This is a genomic window from Xanthomonas hortorum, assembly GCF_011305375.1.
GTDB classification, from domain to species: Bacteria; Pseudomonadota; Gammaproteobacteria; order Xanthomonadales; family Xanthomonadaceae; genus Xanthomonas; species Xanthomonas hortorum_E.
On sequence record NZ_VCME01000015.1, the window covers coordinates 54,787 to 69,870 of the forward strand.

Genomic DNA, 15,084 nt, shown 5'->3' on the forward strand with positions numbered 1-15,084 from the left:
CAAATCGCAGGCACGACAAAAAGCGGCCAGTGGCCGCCTCGCGTCTCACACCAGAACCGCTTACTTCATGCGGTAGGTAATACGACCCTTGGTCAGGTCGTAGGGAGTCATCTCAACTTTGACCCGGTCGCCGGTCAGGATGCGGATGTAGTTCTTGCGCATACGGCCGGAGATATGGGCGATGATTTCATGCCCGTTTTCCAGCTTGACCCGGAACGTGGTGTTGGGGAGCGTCTCGCTGACGCTGCCTTCGAATTCAATGGAGTCGTCTTTCGACATGTAATCCTGTGCAATCACGGCTGGCCCGGGAGGGCCGTAAGGGACAGCATTTTACGCTCCATCTCCCCCCGGTGCAAATTTTATGTTAAGCGGACTTCAGCGAGTGCCCTGGCAGGCCGCTCGCCGTAGCGCTCGGACCAGTTGCCGGGCAGGGCGGGTTGGGCGACCTGTCGCCGCATCTGCTGCAGGAACTGCGCGCGTGGCAGGCGTTGTGCGCCCAGCCGCATCAGATGGGGGTTTTCCACCTGCGCATCGATCAGCGGCCACCCGCAGCCATGCAGATACTCAGCGAGCGCTGCCAGCGCTACCTTCGAGCCGCCGCTTTCGGCGCTGAACATGCTTTCGCCGAAAAACATCTGGCCGATCGCCACGCCGTAGATGCCGCCAATCAAGCGCGCACCATCGAACACTTCCAGCGAGTGCGCGTGGCCCAGGCGGTGCAGTTCGATGTAGGCCTGCTGCATCGGCGTGGTGATCCAGGTGCCGTGCTGGCCTGCGCGCGGTACCGATGCGCAAGCGTCGATCACCTGCGCAAAGGCAGTGTCGGCACGCACAGTCCAGGTACTGCTGCGCAGCTCGCGCCGAAAACGCGAGGACAGATGCACGGCATCGGTACGAAAGACCGTGCGCGGATCCGGGCTCCACCACAGGATCGGCTGGTCGTCGGAGAACCATGGGAATACGCCGTGCGCATACGCGTTGAGCAACCGCTGCGGCGACAGATCGCCGCCGAGTGCGAGCAAGCCGTCCGGCTCGCGCAAGGCGTGTTCGACGGGCGGAAACGGCGCGGCAGGATCGGCGTCAAGCAGGTAGGGGAGGGGGCGCGACATGCGGGGAGTTTAGAGCCTGCCATGCGGTTCGCACTGAGGACGGCTGTCAATCGGCTGCACTCACCTGACGACATCGTCGTGTGTTGTCAGCGACTCTCAGCCCGAAGAGCGCAGCGCGCTCTCGCAGCCATCAGGCACGCATGACGACTGCGTCCGTCGCGACGCGTCAGGCATTGCGGGTCAACCGCGCGGCATTAATTACGGAATGGGCTGTGCTCGAACAGCTCACGCGCATGTTGGGCGACAGCCTCGCGCTCATCCGCGCACCATTGCGCCAGCGGTTCGCGAAAGGCAGGGTCGGCGATCCAGTGGCGGCTGCGCACCAGCGTCGGCAAAAAGCCCCGCGCGATCTTGTGTTGGCCCTGAGCACCCGGTTCGAACCGGCTCAGGCCTTCGCGCAGGCAGTATTCGATGCCTTGGTAATAGCAGGTTTCGAAGTGCAGCCCCGGTAGCGCTTCGCCGCCCCAGTAGCGTCCGTAGAGCGTGTCGTGGCCGCGCAGGCACAGCGCGCCGGCAATTGGGTGTCCGTCCAGTTCGGCCAGAAACATCACCAGTTGACGTGGCAGGTACTGGGCCAGGTGTCGCAGGAATTCCGGCGTCAAGGCCGGCGAGTTGCCGTACTCGTTGAAGGTCTTGAGGTAGAAGCCGTACATCGCGTCCAGATCGGCAGCGCTGGCCTCGTCGCCGTGCACCACGCGCAACTGCACGCCGGCGCGCTGCACCTTGGCGCGCTCCTGGCGGATGTTCTTGCGCCGCTTGTGATCCATCGCAGCCAGGAAGGTTTCGAAATCGCTCCAGCCGCTTGCGTTATGCCAGTGGTATTGCAGATCGTTGCGCTCCAGCCAGTCGGCGTCGAAGGCGGCGTCTTCGTCGACTGGGTAGAAATTCACGTGGGCCGACGACAGCCCGCTGCGCTCCACCAGTTCACGCATCGCCGCGAGCAGCTGCGGCCGCCATTGCGCAGCGCCAAGCAGACGAGGGCCGGTCACCGGCGAGTAGGGCACGCCGCACAGCCACTTGGGGAAGTACTCCTGCCCGTAGCGCGCATACGCATGCGCCCAGGCGTGATCGAACACGAATTCGCCGTGCGAGTTGTTCTTCAAATATCCCGGCGCGGCGGCGACCAGCGTGTCGCCGTCCCACAACGTCAGGTGCAACGGGTTCCAGCCCCAATCCGGGCGCAGGCAGCCCTCGCGTTCGAGACCTTGCAGGAAGGCATAGGACACGAAGGGATGCGTGCCGTCGTGCAGCGCATCCCAGGCGCCGGCCGGAAGCTCGTCCAGCCGGCGGCACCAGCGGGCAGTAACGCTCATGCGCAGGGCCCGCGGGGAGCGAGGCTGCCCGCACGGCGCGGCCGGCGGTCAGCCACCTCAGGCGCTCTTGTCGAGATAACGCTCGGCATCCAGCGCGGCCATGCAGCCGAAACCGGCCGAGGTGATCGCCTGGCGGTAGTGCTGGTCGGCCACGTCGCCGGCGGCGAACACGCCGCTGACCGAGGTCTCGGTGGCGGCGCCGTTCAGGCCGGAGCGGATTTCCAGGTAGCCGTTGTTCATCGCCAGCTGGCCGTCGAACAGCTGGGTGTTGGGATGGTGGCCGATGGCGACGAAGAAGCCGTGCGCGACGATCTCGCGGGTGCTGCCGTCGAGGGTGGACTTGACCCGCACGCCGGTGACGCCGGCATCGTTGCCCAGCACTTCGTCGATGGCGTGGTGCCAGACGGTTTCGATCTTGCCGGCGGCGACCTTGGCGAACAGCTTGTCCTGCATGATCTTTTCGGCGCGCAGCGTGTCTCGGCGGTGCACCAGGTAGACCTTGCGGGCGATGTTGGACAGGTACAGCGCTTCTTCGACTGCGGTATTGCCGCCGCCGACCACCACCACGTCCTGGTCCTTGTAGAAGAACCCGTCGCAGGTGGCGCAGGCAGACACGCCGCGGCCCTTGAAGGCTTCTTCGCTGGGGATGCCCAGGTACTTGGCGGTGGCACCGGTGGCGATCACCAGCGCATCGCAGGTGTACTCGGCGCTGTCGCCGCTCAGCCGGAACGGGCGCTGCGAGAGATCGGCGGTGTGGATGTGATCGAAGATCACCTCGGTCTCGAAGCGCTCTGCATGCGCCTGCATGCGGCTCATCAGGTCCGGGCCCATCAGGCCATGGGGGTCGCCCGGCCAGTTGTCGACCTCGGTGGTGGTCATCAGCTGGCCGCCCTGCTGCAGGCCGGTGATCACCACCGGCTTGAGGTTGGCGCGCGCGGCATAGACCGCGGCGGTCCAGCCGGCCGGGCCGGAGCCCAGGATCAGCAGGCGGGAATGCTTGGCGGGACTGGCAGATGAGGCGCTCATGTATACTCGCGATCTAGGAAAAGGCAGGGCTGGCGCATGAATTCGCGCCCCTGTGGCGGCATAGAGTGGCGGTCCCCACCCGGTGAATCAAGGCGGCGCGATGGAACTGCATGAACCGCAGATGGCATGGTCCACCCAGCACGCGTAGTCGACGCCGCCTTGTGCGGCGTTTTTCGTTGACTGGCTGGTGCCAAGACAAGCGGTGAAGTTCAACAGCTGAAACTGTGGCGTCAGTCGTTTATTATCAATCACTAACAGCATATTTCTAAGGTCTGGCTACAGGTGGCAAAGCAGGTTCCCGAACGCAGCAAGCCCGCAGAGGGCAAACCGTCCTCGCGCAAGACGGCGGTGGCGGACAATCCGCGTCGGCAAAAGCTCTGGCGCGATCTGGCATTGATCGCGGTGGCGCCGTTGCTGCTGTATCTGCTGGCCAGCCTGTTCACCTATTCGGCGGCCGATCCGGGCTGGTCGCAGACCGGCAGCGTGGTCGCGCCGGTGCACAACATGGGCGGCCGGGTCGGTGCATGGACGGCCGACGTGCTACTGCAGCTGTTCGGTTATGTGGCCTTTCTGCTGCCGGTGGTGCTGGGCGCGGTGGCCTGGATCGCCTTGTTCGGCATGGACAAAGAAGGGCAGGCCGAGGCCGATCTGGGGCCAGCACTGCGCCTGGTCGGCATGGTCGGATTTCTGATTTCTTCGACCGGCTTCCTGCACCTGCGCCTGTTCACCGGCGATGTGGCCGGGGCCGGCGGCATCCTGGGGCGGTTGGTCAGCAATTCGCTGAGCGCCGGGTTCGGTGCGCTGGGCGCGAACCTGTTCGTGATGGTGTTGTTGCTGGTGTCGATCACGCTGGCCACGGGGTTGTCGTGGTTTGCGCTGATGGAACGTATCGGTAAGGGCGTGCTGGCGTTGGGGCCGCTGATGCAGCGCAAGACCCACCAAGCCACCGAGTGGCAGCAGACCCGCGTGATGCGCGAAGAGCGCGAGGAAGTGCGCAAGGTCGATGCGGTCAAGCAGGCCAAGCGTGAGCCGGTCAAGATCGAGCCGCCGCCGGCACCGGTAGTGGAAAAGAGCGAGCGCGCCAAGCGCGACACCCAGATTCCGATGTTTCAGGGCGTGAGCACCGATGGCTCCGACCTGCCGCCGCTGGCCCTGCTGGACGACCCCAAGCCGCAGGCCAAGGGCTATTCGGAAGAAACGTTGGAAACCTTGTCACGGCAGATCGAATTCAAGCTCAAGGATTTCCGCATCGAGGCGCAGGTGGTCGGGGCCTATCCGGGTCCGGTGATTACCCGCTTCGAGATCGAGCCGGCGCCGGGCATCAAGGTCAGCCAGATCAGTTCGCTGGACAAGGACATCGCGCGCGGGTTGTCGGTCAAGTCGGTGCGCGTGGTGGACGTGATCCCGGGTAAGTCGGTGGTGGGTCTGGAGATCCCCAACGTCACCCGCGAGATGATCTTTCTGTCCGAACTGTTGCGCTCCAAGGAATACGACAAGTCGCCGAGCCCGTTGACGCTTGCGTTGGGCAAGGACATCGCCGGGCGCCCGACGGTGGCCGATCTGGCGCGCATGCCGCATTTGCTGGTCGCCGGTACCACGGGTTCGGGTAAGTCGGTGGCGGTCAATGCGATGGTGCTGAGCCTGCTGTTCAAGGCCTCGCACAAGGAACTGCGGATGCTGATGATCGACCCGAAGATGCTCGAACTGAGCGTCTATCAGGGCATCCCGCATCTGCTGGCGCCGGTGGTCACCGACATGAAGGAGGCCGCCAACGGCCTGCGTTGGTGCGTGGCCGAGATGGAACGCCGCTACAAGCTGATGAGCGCGGTGGGCGTGCGCAACCTGGCCGGCTTCAACAAGAAGATCAAGGACGCCATCGACGCCGGCCAGCCGATGATGGACCCGCTGTTCAAGCCCAATCCCGAATTGGGGGAGGCGCCGCGGCCGCTGGAGTCGCTGCCGTTCATCGTGATCTTCATCGACGAATTCGCCGACATGATGATGATCGTCGGCAAGAAGGTCGAAGAGCTGATCGCGCGTCTGGCGCAGAAGGCGCGTGCGGCTGGTATCCATCTGATTCTGGCCACGCAGCGGCCGTCGGTGGACGTCATCACCGGCTTGATCAAGGCCAATATTCCAACCCGCGTCGCGTTCCAGGTCAGTTCCAAGATCGATTCGCGCACCATCCTGGACCAGTCCGGGGCCGAGGCGTTGCTGGGCAACGGCGACATGCTGTATCTGCCGCCGGGCACGGCGCTGCCGGACCGCGTGCATGGTGCCTTCGTCAGCGATGAAGAAGTGCATCGCGTGGTCGAGCATCTCAAAGCGAGTGGGCCGGTGTCGTATGTCGAAGGCGTACTGGACGAGGTGCAGACCATGGGCGATGGCACCGTGGTGGGTGCGACCGGCTTGCCCGAAAGCAGCGGCGGTGGCGGCGACGAGTCCGACCCGTTGTACGACGAGGCCTTGCGCATCGTCACCGAAACCCGGCGTGCCTCGATCTCCGGCGTGCAGCGGCGCTTGAAGATCGGCTACAACCGCGCCGCGCGTTTGATCGAAGCGATGGAAGCGGCCGGCGTGGTCAGCCAGCCCGAGCACAATGGCGACCGCACCGTGCTGGCACCGCCGCCACCCAAGTAATCGGCAACCGGCAACCCGGCGCGTGTCGGCTTACGCGTGGCGCCGCGTTTCGGGCTTAGGGTTGGCTAACAAACCGTGGCGAGAGGCCGCGTCCCGCAATCGGCGAGGACACCGCACCAAGCAGGTTGCTGCTTGGTTTTGTCGGCCGCTCTTATCCGGATTGCGTGCGCGTATCCGCAGACACATGGATGCGGCGATGTTGGAGGCCGGTGCCTGACGCTGCGGCGCACACCGGCTACCCTGTTGAGCAAGGGCCGCTCCGGCCCGTCGTGATCGAGACCCATGCTGCGTCGTCCTGTGTTGCTGCTTCTGCTGCTGATCTCATTGCCGCTGCTGGCTCAGGCCCAGCAGCAGGCCGCGCCTGCCGCCGCTGCGGCACGCACGCAGGCCGACACCAACTACAGTTTCGTGCGCTATCGCGCCGACTACGAAGTACGTGCCGACGCCAGCAGCGTGGAAACCGACGAATACGAGATCCTGCTCAAGACCAAATCGGCGGTGGAGCAGTTCAGCCAGGTGCGGCTGAGCTATAGCGAGAAGATGGAAACCCTGGAGGTGCTGCAGGCCTATACCGTCACCGCCGAAGGACTGCGCCAGGACGTGGCGGCCGACAAGATCTACACCCAGGAAAGCTATTCCAGCGCGGCGGCAGCGATGTACGCCGACCGCAAGGTCAAGGTGGTGGTGTTCCCGAATCTGGCGCCGGGTGCGCGCATCGTCTATCGCGTGCGGCGTGCGCAGAACGCCCCGTACTTCCCCGGTTATTTCAGCCTGTGGGAAACCTTCAGCGTGTTCGCGCAGTACGACGATGCGGTGGTCACGCTGGTGGCGCCGAAGTCGCTGCCGATGCATTTGTCGGTGCGCGGGCTGCAGGGCGGCACCAAGCCGGTGGTGCGCGGCGATCAGGCGCGCTGGGAATGGCGCTACCAGCGTGCCACGCCGATGAAGAACCAGAACTGGAGCGCGGCGACCTGGGAGTTCAGCCCGACCTTGATGGCCAGCACCTTCGACAGCTGGTCGCAGATGGGGCTGGCCTACCACGTCAAAGGCGGCCGCGCCGCGGCGGTGACGCCGGCGATCCAGTCGCTGGCCGACGAGGTGACGCGTGGCATCGACGACCGGCGTGCGCAGGCGGCGGCGTTGTATGCCTGGGTAGCGCGCAATATTCGCTACGTGGCGGTGTATCTGGGCAACGGCGGGCTGGAGCCCAACAGCGCCGACAGCATCCTGGCCAACCACTATGGCGACTGCAAGGATCACACCGTGATCCTGGAAGCCTTGCTGGCCGCCAAGGGCATTGCCAGCACGCCGGTGCTGATCGGCGCTGAGGGCGGGCCGACGTTGCCGCCGATTCCGGTGCTTGGTCGTTTCAACCATGCGATCACCTATATCCCGGCGTTCGATCTCTACGTGGATTCGACCAACCCCTATGCGCGCTTCGGCCAGCTGCCGGCCGGCGACCTCGGTGCGCCGGTGGTGCATACGCTGGACGGCAAGGTCACGCACACCCCGCCCAACGACCGCAAGGTCAACCGCTACGCCGCGCGCACCGAGTATCGCTTCACCCCGCAAGGCGGCCTGCAAGGCATGACCACGCTGGATAGCGGGAAGACCGGCGAGGTGGGCTTGCGCGCGATGTTCGTGCAACTCAACGCGCAGAACCGCAATCGCATCGAAGAATCGATCATTGCCCAGTCCGGCTTCGACGGTACCGGCGATCTGCTGATCCAGGGCGACCCGCTGGATCTGGATGCCCCATTCAATTACCGCTACACGTTCCAGGCCAACGATGCGGTGGATTTTTCGGTGGTCGGCGGCATGACCTTGCCCGATATGCCCGGTGCCGAATCGACACGCGGGATCTATACGACCACCTCGGCCGAAGACAATCTGACTCCGTTCTACTGCAACGACAGCGTGCGCGAAGAAACCTATGTGGTGAGCTTCCCGGCGACGGTGCCGATCATCGCGATCCCGCGCAGCAGCACCTTTCGCAATGCGGCTGGCGAGTACGCTGTCGACTGGACGCGCCAAGGGCAGACGGTGACCGCGGTGCATCGGTTGCAGCGTGCCGCAGTGCGTGGGCCGCAGGCGCTGTGTCAGCCGCTGGATTACCGCGCATTCCGCGAGCTCTACCAGCAGGTGCGGCGCGGGTTTCGCGGGCAGATCGTGTATGGCGATCTGTCCAGGGTGCAGACGGCGCAGTGAGATGGATTGGTTTGTCGCAACCGCGATCCGAGCGCGGCAGGCGCCAGCGCTCGCCCATTCATCTATGAAGTATCAGAATCCACGCATTCCCTTTTGGAAGACCGCGATGCATCGCCAGCTCCGTTATGCCGTCCTCGCCACCGCCCTGTTCGCCAGCACCGCATTTGCCGGTGCACGTCAGGAACTGGATACGTTCACGCGCGGCCTCAAAGGGCTGGACGGGCAGTTCAGCCAGCAGGTCTCCGATGCCAATGGCCGGGTCAAGGAAAGCTCGAGCGGGCGGGTGGCATTGTCGGCGCCGCGCCAATTCCGTTGGGAATACGCCAAGCCCTACAAGCAGCTGATCGTTGCCGACGGCAAGAAGGTGTGGGTGTTCGACCCGGACCTGGAGCAGGTCACCGTGCGCGCGCAGGGCAGCGAAGAACAGAACAGCCCCTTGGTCGCCTTGATCGATCCGGCACGCCTGGACAAGCAATACGACGTCAGCGAAGAGGCCGCGCCGCGTGGCGGGCTGCAATGGTTGTCGCTGACGCCCAAGGTGGATACCGAAGCCAGCTTCCAGATGGCCTCGCTGGGATTCGGCAAGGAGGGTCTGGCCAAGATGGAGGTTGTGGACGCAGTCGGCCAGCGCACCGCGATCAGTTTCAGCGGCTGGAAGCGCAATCCGGCTTTCGCTGCAGACACCTTCCGTTATACGCCTGGCAAGGGTGTGGACGTGGTCGGCGACGCGCAGTAAGCCCTCGTTCGACGCATCCGCACTGACAACGGTCTTCTTCGCAGAAGGCCGTTTGCTTACGCGATACAATGACGCGTGGCACGAACCAAGCTCCCCATCGCTCCCGAAGCCGATCTGCTCAGCGTAGACGGGGAGCATCTGCGCCCGCTGGCCGAGCGCATGCGTCCGCGCACCCTCGACGAGATGGTCGGGCAGAAACGCCTGCTGGCACCCGACAGCGCATTGCGACGCGCGGTGGAATCCGGTCGCGTGCATTCGATGATCCTGTGGGGGCCGCCCGGTTGCGGCAAAACCACCCTGGCGCTGCTGCTGGCGCATTACTCGGATGCCGAATTCAAGGCGATCTCGGCGGTCTTGTCGGGATTGCCGGAAGTGCGCCAGGTATTGGCCGAGGCCGCGCAGCGCTTTGCCAGCGGGCGCCGCACGGTGTTGTTCGTCGATGAGGTGCATCGCTTCAACAAGGCGCAACAGGACGCGTTTTTGCCGCATATCGAGCGCGGCACGATCCTGTTTGTCGGTGCGACCACCGAAAATCCATCTTTCGAATTGAACTCTGCATTGCTATCGCGTTGCCGCGTACATGTGCTGGAAGGCGTCTCGCCGCAGGACATCGTCGAGGCCTTGCAGCGGGCCTTGCATGATTCGGAGCGCGGGCTGGGGCAGGAGACCATTCGGGTCAGCGATGCCTCGCTGCTGGAAATCGCCAGCGCGGCCGACGGCGATGTGCGCCGTGCATTGACGCTGCTGGAGATCGCTGCGGAACTGGCGACGGGCGAGGGCGGCGAGATCACCCCGCAGACGCTGCTGCAGGTGCTGGCCGACCGCACCCGTCGCTTCGACAAGAACGGCGAGCAGTTCTACGACCAGATCTCGGCGCTGCACAAATCGGTGCGCAGTTCCAATCCCGATGCCGCGCTGTACTGGCTGACCCGCATGCTCGATGGCGGCTGCGACCCGGCATATCTGGCGCGGCGGCTGACCCGCATGGCGATCGAAGATATCGGCCTGGCCGATCCCCGCGCGCAGAGCATGGCGCTGGAAGCCTGGGACATCTACGAGCGCCTGGGCAGCCCGGAAGGCGAGCTGGCGTTCGCGCAACTGGTGCTGTATCTGGCCAGCACCGCCAAGTCCAATGCCGGCTACGCGGCCTTCAATCAGGCCAAGGCCGAAGTACGCGCCACCGGCACCCAAGAGGTGCCGCTGCATTTGCGCAATGCGCCGACCAAGCTGATGAAGACGCTCGGTTACGGGCAGGATTATCAGTACGACCACGACGCCGAAGGCGGCATTGCGCTGGATCAGACCGGGTTCCCCGATGCGATGGGCGAGCGGGTCTTTTACAACCCGGTGCCGCGTGGGCTGGAGATCAAGCTCAAGGAGAAGCTCGATCGTTTGCGCGCGGCGCGCGAGCAGGCCAGGGCTGAGAAGGCCCGCAAGCCGGCGGGATGAGCGGTGACAACGCTAGATAGCTGCACGCCGCCTGCGGTCAAGGGACGTGTTTGCCAACCTAGCCTGCGCGGCGTTCAGTGCCCGGCGAGTGTTTCTCGACTGGAAGCGAGCGAGAAAACGAACACGCGGCTACTGAGCGGACGCGGCCGATGCTCGGTGCGGCGTCACCACTCGTACAATCCGGTTAGAGCGCGCCGTTCGATGACTTGATGCGAGCTCGCCACGTTTTGTTCGCAGCTAGCTTTCAGGAATGACAATGCACGACACGCACTTGCACACGCAGCCAATCCATTGCGGAACGCGCGCATGAACGCACCGGTGTGGTGGCAGCAATTGCTGCTGGCGATGACCGGCGGCGCGCTCGGATCGGGCCTGCGCTTTGCCATTGGCGCGTCCTTGCTGCAGCGCTTCGGCACAGGATTTCCATGGGGCACCCTGACCGTGAACCTGGTCGGTTCGTTCGTCGCCGGTGTGCTGCTGGTGTGGCTTGATGCGCGCGGGCCATCGAGCTGGCCGCTGCGGGCCTTGTTGATCGTCGGTGTGATCGGCGGGCTGACCACGTTCTCGTCGTTGATGATGGAATGCCTGGTGTTTGCGCGTACCGATCGCTCCACGATGATCGGCGTGTATCTGGCAATCACGCTGGTGGCCGGCTTGGCTTTGGTGTTTTTGGGTGCACGCACCGGTCAATGGCTGGTGGCGCGCTGAAAGTAAAAGAGGGCGTGCTTTCACACACCCTCTCGATCACTGCATATCGATGTAAAGCGCGATCGTGACCACATCCCGATCGCGCGCCAGGCAGTGGCTTACAACGCTTCGATAATGCCTGCCGCGCCCATGCCGGTGCCGATGCACATGGTGACCATGCCGTACTTCTGCTGCCGGCGACGCAGGCCGTGCACCAGCGTTGCGGCACGGATCGCGCCGGTCGCGCCCAGCGGGTGGCCCAGAGCGATCGCGCCACCCAGCGGGTTGACCTTGGACGGATCCAGTTCGCTGTCGCGGATCACCGCCAACGCTTGTGCGGCGAAGGCTTCGTTGAGCTCGATCCAGTCGATCTGGTCCTTGGTCAGGCCGGCCTGCTTGAGCGCCTTGGGAATCGCTGCGATCGGGCCGATGCCCATCACTTCCGGGCGCACCCCTGCCACCGAGAAGCTGACAAAACGGGCTAGCGGGGTCAGGCCGTAATCTTTGATCGCCTGCTCCGACGCCAGCAGCACCGCACCGGCGCCGTCGCTCATCTGCGAGGAGTTGCCGGCGGTGACGCTGCCGCCGAACTGGCCGTTGCGGAACACCGGGCGCAGTTTGGCCAGGCCTTCGAGCGAGCTGTCCGGGCGTGGGCCTTCGTCGGTGTCGACCAGGCGCTTGCGCAGCGCGATGACATTGCCTTGCAGGTCGGGCTGGTGCGAGAGAATTTCGTACGGAGTGATCTCGTCGCGGAACTCGCCGGCGGCAATCGCGGCAATCGCCTTCTGATGCGAGGCCAGTGCAAACGCGTCCTGATCCTCGCGCGAGACTTTCCATTCCTCAGCCACTTTCTCGGCGGTGATGCCCATGCCATAGGCGATGGCGACATGGTCGTCGGCGAACACGTTCGGCGACATGGCGACCTTGTTGCCCATCATCGGCACCATCGACATCGACTCGGTGCCGCCCGCCAGCATCAGGTCGGCATTGCCCAGACGAATCTGGTCGGCCGCCATCGCCACGGCCTGGATGCCGGACGAACAGAAGCGGTTGATGGTCTGGCCTGCCACGGTGTTAGGCAGGCCGGCCAGCAGCACGCCGATGCGCCCCACGTTCATGCCTTGCTCGCCCTCGGGCATGGCGCAGCCGATGATGGCGTCGTCGATCCGCGACAGATCGATACCCGGCGCCTGCGCCACCACCGCACGCAACACGTGCGCCAGCATGTCGTCGGGACGGGTATTGCGGAACACGCCCTTGGGCGCCTTGCCGACCGGGGTACGGGTGGCGGCGACGATGTAGGCTTCTTGAATCTGCTTGCTCATTTGGCTATCTCCGATAGCCGGGAATCGAGAATGGCGAATCGGGAATCGCAAGTGCGGATTCGCCTGAGTTTGCCATCTTCATCGCCCGGCAGAATAAATAAAGAGAAGCGGGGAGTCGGTTGGCTTTTACCCATTCCCGATTCCCCACTCCCGATTCTCAGTTCCTCAACGGCTTGCCCGTCTTGAGCATGTGCCCAATCCGCGCCTGGGTCTTTTCCTGCTGGGCCAGTTCGACGAAGTGCTTGCGCTCCAGCTTGAGCAGCCATTCTTCGTCGACCAGCGCGCCGCGATCGACTTCGCCGCCGCACATGACCGTGGCGATGCGGGTGGCGATTTCATAGTCGTATTCGCTGATGAAGCGGCCTTCCAGCATGTTGACCAGCAGCATCTTGAAGGTGGCGATGCCGACGTCGCCGGCGACCTGGATGCGGCGTGCCGGCAGCGGCGCGCGGTAGCCGCCTTCGGCCAGTGCGCGCGCTTCGGCCTTGGCGATGTGCAGCGCTTCAAAGCTGTTGAACACGATCTTGTCGGTGGCGCGCAGCAGGCCCAGTTCCTGGGCGTTGACCGCCGAGTTGGAGACCTTTGCCATCGCGATGGTTTCGAAGGTCTTCTTCAGCTCGGCGAACACATCGCCACCCGGGCCGGCGGCAATCGATGCGCGCACGGCGATTTCCTTCAGGCCGCCACCGGCCGGCAGCAGGCCGACGCCGGCCTCGACCAGGCCGATGTAGCTTTCCAGCGAGGCCACGGTCTTGGCGCTATGCATCTGGAACTCGCAACCGCCGCCAAGCGCCAGGCCGCGCACGGCCGAAATCACCGGGACCTGCGCGTACTTGATGCGCTGGCTGGTAGCCTGGAAGTTGGCGACCAATGCTTCGAACGCATCGACCTTGCCGGCCTGCAGCAGACCCAGCGCGCCGGCCAGATCGGCACCGGCGGAGAAGGGCTCCTTCTGCTGCCAGATCACCAGCCCGGCGAAGTCTTTCTCGGCGCGGCCAACCACTTCCTGCAAGCCGTTGAGCACGTGATCGGAGACGGTATTCATCTTGGTCTTGAAGCTGACCACCGCGATATCGTCGCCGTCGTGCCACATGCGCACGCCGTCGTTTTCGAACACCGTCTCGCCCGGGGAGAACTGCTCGCCTAGCAGCGGATCCTGGAAGCGCTGGCGCTTGTACACCGGCAGCGCCGAACGCGGCAACTTGGCATCGTGCGCCGGGCTGTAGGAGCCTTCGGCCGCATGCACGCCATCGCGGCCGTCGAACACCCAGTTCGGCAGCGGTGCGCTGCTCATGCTCTTGCCGTTGGAGATATCTTCGGCAATCCACTGCGCCACCTGCTTCCAGCCGGCGGCCTGCCAGGTTTCGAACGGGCCAAGCGACCAGCCGTAGCCCCAGCGGATCGCCAGATCCACGTCACGCGCAGTCTCGGCGATGTCGGCCAGGTGATAGGCGCTGTAGTGGAACAGGTCGCGGAAGCTGGCCCACAGGAACTGCGCCTGTGGGTGCTGGCTTTCGCGCAGCTTGGCGAACTTTTCGGCCGGATTCTTGATCTTGAGGATCTCGATCACTTCCGGTGCGGCAGTGCGATCAGCGGCGCGGTAAGGACTTGCGGATCCCTCCGCAGAAGCCTGGCCATCCTTGGCCAGACTCTTCAAATTCTGCAGGTCCAGCACCACGATGTCCTTGCCGACCTTGCGGAAGATGCCGGCGCCGACCTTCTGGCCGAGCGCGCCCTTGGCGATCAGCGCGTCGAGCCACTTCGGCGACTTGAAATACTGGTGCCACGGATCCTCGGGCAGGGTGTCGCCCATGGTCTTGATCACGTGCGCCATGGTGTCCAGGCCGACCACGTCCGAGGTGCGGTAGGTCGCCGACTTCGGGCGCCCGACCAGCGGGCCGGTCAGGCCGTCCACTTCATCGAAACCCAGGCCGAATTCCTGCGTGTGATGGATGGTGGCCAGGATCGAGAACACGCCGATGCGGTTGCCGATGAAGTTCGGCGTGTCCTTGGCATACACCACGCCCTTGCCAAGCGTGGTGACCAGGAAGCTTTCCAGCCCTTCCAGCACGGCCTTGTCGGTGCCCTTGGCCGGAATCAGCTCGGCCAGATGCATGTAACGCGGCGGGTTGAAGAAATGCACGCCGCAGAAGCGGTGGCGCAATTGCTCTGGCAGCACGTCGGAGAGCTTGTTGATGCCCAGACCAGAGGTGTTGGACGCCAGCACCGCATGCTCGGCCACGAACGGGGCGATCTTCTTGTACAGGTCCTGCTTCCAGTCCATGCGCTCGGCGATCGCCTCGATGATCAGATCGCAATCGCGCAGCTGTTCGAGACCACTCTCGTAGTTGGCCGGCGTGATCGCTTCGGCCAGGGATTTGCTGGCCAGCGGGGCGGGGCTGAGCTTGCCGAGGTTGGCGATGGCCTTGAGCACGATGCCGTCGGCCGGACCCTCCTTGGCAGGCAGGTCGAACAGCACGGTGTCGACACCGGCGTTGGTGAGGTGCGCGGCGATCTGCGCGCCCATGACGCCGGCACCGAGCACGGCGGCACGACGGACTAGCAACGGATTGGACATAGCAATTAGCCTC

At 64.5% G+C, this 15,084-nt stretch carries 11 protein-coding genes; 5 read left to right on the forward strand and 6 right to left on the reverse strand.

The annotated features are described in order from the left end of the window. Window positions 1-60: 60 nt before the first annotated feature. The 4 genes from infA to trxB all read right to left on the reverse strand — a co-directional run bounded on the left by infA (window position 61) and on the right by trxB (window position 3,448). Complete coding sequence (gene infA / locus FFY45_RS14065) at window positions 61-279, reverse strand: translation initiation factor IF-1 (RefSeq protein WP_002813418.1); 219 nt, start codon at window positions 277-279, stop codon at window positions 61-63. An 80-nt stretch (window positions 280-359) separates the two neighbouring features. Further along, window positions 360-1,109, reverse strand: a complete 750-nt coding sequence (aat, locus tag FFY45_RS14070) for a leucyl/phenylalanyl-tRNA--protein transferase (protein ID WP_176340903.1) — start codon at window positions 1,107-1,109, stop codon at window positions 360-362. Between the two features lie 194 nt (window positions 1,110-1,303). Next, window positions 1,304-2,422, reverse strand: a complete 1,119-nt coding sequence (locus FFY45_RS14075) for a GNAT family N-acetyltransferase (RefSeq protein WP_176340904.1) — start codon at window positions 2,420-2,422, stop codon at window positions 1,304-1,306. A 57-nt stretch (window positions 2,423-2,479) separates the two neighbouring features. Beyond that, window positions 2,480-3,448 (reverse strand): thioredoxin-disulfide reductase, encoded by a 969-nt coding sequence (gene trxB, locus FFY45_RS14080; RefSeq protein WP_115038962.1) that lies wholly within the window; start codon window positions 3,446-3,448, stop codon window positions 2,480-2,482. A gap of 282 nt (window positions 3,449-3,730) precedes the next feature. On the opposite strand from trxB, the gene FFY45_RS14085 reads away from it, so the two are divergent. The 5 genes from FFY45_RS14085 (at window position 3,731) to crcB (ending at window position 11,189) form a co-directional block, all read left to right on the forward strand. Continuing rightward, window positions 3,731-6,088: a DNA translocase FtsK gene (locus FFY45_RS14085; protein WP_006448849.1), complete on the forward strand. Its 2,358-nt coding sequence runs from the start codon at window positions 3,731-3,733 to the stop codon at window positions 6,086-6,088. Between the two features lie 282 nt (window positions 6,089-6,370). After that, on the forward strand, window positions 6,371-8,296 hold the full coding sequence (locus FFY45_RS14090; protein WP_176340905.1) for a DUF3857 domain-containing transglutaminase family protein: 1,926 nt from the start codon (window positions 6,371-6,373) through the stop codon (window positions 8,294-8,296). Between the two features lie 64 nt (window positions 8,297-8,360). Beyond that, window positions 8,361-9,032 carry an outer membrane lipoprotein periplasmic chaperone LolA gene (lolA, locus tag FFY45_RS14095; protein WP_162498276.1) on the forward strand — a complete coding sequence of 224 codons (672 nt, stop codon included), beginning with the start codon at window positions 8,361-8,363 and terminating at the stop codon, window positions 9,030-9,032. Window positions 9,033-9,191: 159 nt separating this feature from the next. Further along, entirely contained in the window at window positions 9,192-10,481 is a 1,290-nt protein-coding gene (locus FFY45_RS14100; RefSeq protein ID WP_217902588.1) for a replication-associated recombination protein A, read from the forward strand. Between the two features lie 306 nt (window positions 10,482-10,787). After that, window positions 10,788-11,189, forward strand: a complete 402-nt coding sequence (gene crcB, locus FFY45_RS14105) for a fluoride efflux transporter CrcB (protein ID WP_176340907.1) — start codon at window positions 10,788-10,790, stop codon at window positions 11,187-11,189. Between the two features lie 98 nt (window positions 11,190-11,287). On the opposite strand, the gene FFY45_RS14110 is transcribed toward crcB, so the two are convergent. Then, complete coding sequence (locus FFY45_RS14110; protein WP_176340908.1) at window positions 11,288-12,493, reverse strand: acetyl-CoA C-acyltransferase; 1,206 nt, start codon at window positions 12,491-12,493, stop codon at window positions 11,288-11,290. Between the two features lie 157 nt (window positions 12,494-12,650). Beyond that, complete coding sequence (locus FFY45_RS14115; protein ID WP_176340909.1) at window positions 12,651-15,071, reverse strand: 3-hydroxyacyl-CoA dehydrogenase/enoyl-CoA hydratase family protein; 2,421 nt, start codon at window positions 15,069-15,071, stop codon at window positions 12,651-12,653. Between the last annotated feature and the right edge of the window lie 13 nt (window positions 15,072-15,084).

What these genes read in the sequence shown, in the direction of transcription:
- infA (WP_002813418.1), bottom strand. Translation starts at nt 279, where the DNA reads ATGTCGAAAGACGACTCCATTGAATTCGAAGGCAGCGTCAGCGAGACG.
- aat (WP_176340903.1), bottom strand. Translation starts at nt 1,109, where the DNA reads ATGTCGCGCCCCCTCCCCTACCTGCTTGACGCCGATCCTGCCGCGCCG.
- FFY45_RS14075 (WP_176340904.1), bottom strand. Translation starts at nt 2,422, where the DNA reads ATGAGCGTTACTGCCCGCTGGTGCCGCCGGCTGGACGAGCTTCCGGCC.
- trxB (WP_115038962.1), bottom strand. Translation starts at nt 3,448, where the DNA reads ATGAGCGCCTCATCTGCCAGTCCCGCCAAGCATTCCCGCCTGCTGATC.
- FFY45_RS14090 (WP_176340905.1), top strand. Translation starts at nt 6,371, where the DNA reads ATGCTGCGTCGTCCTGTGTTGCTGCTTCTGCTGCTGATCTCATTGCCG.
- lolA (WP_162498276.1), top strand. Translation starts at nt 8,361, where the DNA reads ATGAAGTATCAGAATCCACGCATTCCCTTTTGGAAGACCGCGATGCAT.
- FFY45_RS14100 (WP_217902588.1), top strand. Translation starts at nt 9,192, where the DNA reads ATGCGTCCGCGCACCCTCGACGAGATGGTCGGGCAGAAACGCCTGCTG.
- crcB (WP_176340907.1), top strand. Translation starts at nt 10,788, where the DNA reads ATGAACGCACCGGTGTGGTGGCAGCAATTGCTGCTGGCGATGACCGGC.
- FFY45_RS14110 (WP_176340908.1), bottom strand. Translation starts at nt 12,493, where the DNA reads ATGAGCAAGCAGATTCAAGAAGCCTACATCGTCGCCGCCACCCGTACC.
- FFY45_RS14115 (WP_176340909.1), bottom strand. Translation starts at nt 15,071, where the DNA reads ATGTCCAATCCGTTGCTAGTCCGTCGTGCCGCCGTGCTCGGTGCCGGC.